Here is a 1535-nt window from a genome sequence, read left to right on the forward strand (position 1 = left end):
GCTTCAAGAATATCGAATACACCTTTGCGCTTGCCAATCTGTCCAACAAAAAGTACAACAACTCGCTCGGGTTGTTCGCAATTTCGCTTAACTTTAATTCCAGCTTCATAAAGTTCCTCGCGAATTGTCGCAGGAGCTATGCGAATAGGCTTAGTCACACCTACTTCTCTTAGGAACGTCTCCCAGCGGCTACCCAACAGCACAAGCATGTCACACATATTCAAAACGGAAACTATATGCTTCTTCTTCGCCGTATTAGCAGAGTTGTAGAGATTATCGAAATCTCCTCCATGAACATGGCCGACGAGCAATCGTCTAGCTTTCTTAACAATTCGAATGAGAACTGAATCTCGCATAAAACCTGAGCGCGTAGAGGAGATTGGCATATAAACTAATGCCGGTTGATGTTTCTTGATGCTGTCTTTAAGGCGTTTAAAATGGCGAAAAGCCCAAATAATATTACCTAAGTCGAACTTACCTTGAGTTTGTTTAGGCCGTCCTTTTGTTATGTTGCAATGCAGAATATCAAAACGTTCTTTAATATCTGAATTGAGCATTATACTAGTGTAAGTTTCCACACCACCAACCGGCGGGGGGACAGGGCCGACGATCACTATTCTAGGCTTTTCGTTCAATGTAATTCTTCCATCCAAAATGAGGTTCAAAATCCAGTAAATCAGTAATATCCATCACACCGCCATTCCATGCATCAACGTTACTTATTAGCTTAATATCTTCACGAGAAACGTTTTCAAAAGAAAATCCATTAACTCTCTCAGCTTTTGAAAGAATTGGTAGTTTATCTGGGTCGAAGCCCATGAGTACAGCGCATGTGGTATCAGTTGCTATCGGGTCAAACCCAACGATACAAATTCCTGCCGGTTTCGGATCAGGGGCTAGTGGACCGTTACCTTGTCCGGCAATGATCCCATCAATGATGCAGATAAACTTTCGCTGTGGTTCTTTGCATAAAACACCAAGTTTATCCGCATATATCCAGCACTTATGAAGATCATATACTGTCCGCCAAATAGTGTCATTTCCATACCAATTACCTGACCTAATTGCGTTTTTATTAGTATCTCCAAATACATAACTTCCGGCTTTGCGAAGAGCGCTGCCGATATATCCACCGACAGGTCCCATTCTCTTAACCATCCCTTTGACGCCAACCATTAGTCTTCGCTCGGTCTTGCGCTTAAAGTTATCTTCAGAAAATTGGTCCCCCCCTTCACTAGGAGTCCCTTCAGTATGATGTGGCAACCAGTTTTTATCTCCATTTATTCCGATAACACTCTTAATCCAAGCAGTGATTCCGCTCTTTTTGTGGGTCTTTAATTTTGGTACGTTGATAATGACATCCGCGTTCAGCATCGTATTAGCGATACAGTACTCATGTTTTCCGAGTTGATGATGTTCGTTTGTTTGAGAAATATCGTATTCAGCCCCGAAGAACTTACCATGACGCTGTGGCACTTCTTCAAACTCACTATTTTCCCCAACATTAATTTCACTGTAGCCTAGCGGATCTTTAG

At 42.1% G+C, this 1535-nt stretch carries 2 protein-coding genes; both read right to left on the minus strand.

The window, feature by feature from the left end:
• Window positions 1-635, minus strand: a 635-nt coding sequence (locus WCO51_13800; GenBank protein MEI6514328.1) for a hypothetical protein, incomplete at its 3' end; no start/stop codon positions are given.
• Window positions 619-1535, minus strand: a 917-nt coding sequence (locus WCO51_13805; GenBank protein MEI6514329.1) for a DUF362 domain-containing protein, incomplete at its 5' end; no start/stop codon positions are given. The genes WCO51_13805 and WCO51_13800, both read right to left, overlap by 17 nt.

The organism is bacterium (assembly GCA_037131655.1).
Taxonomy (GTDB): Bacteria; Armatimonadota; Fimbriimonadia; order Fimbriimonadales; family JBAXQP01; genus JBAXQP01.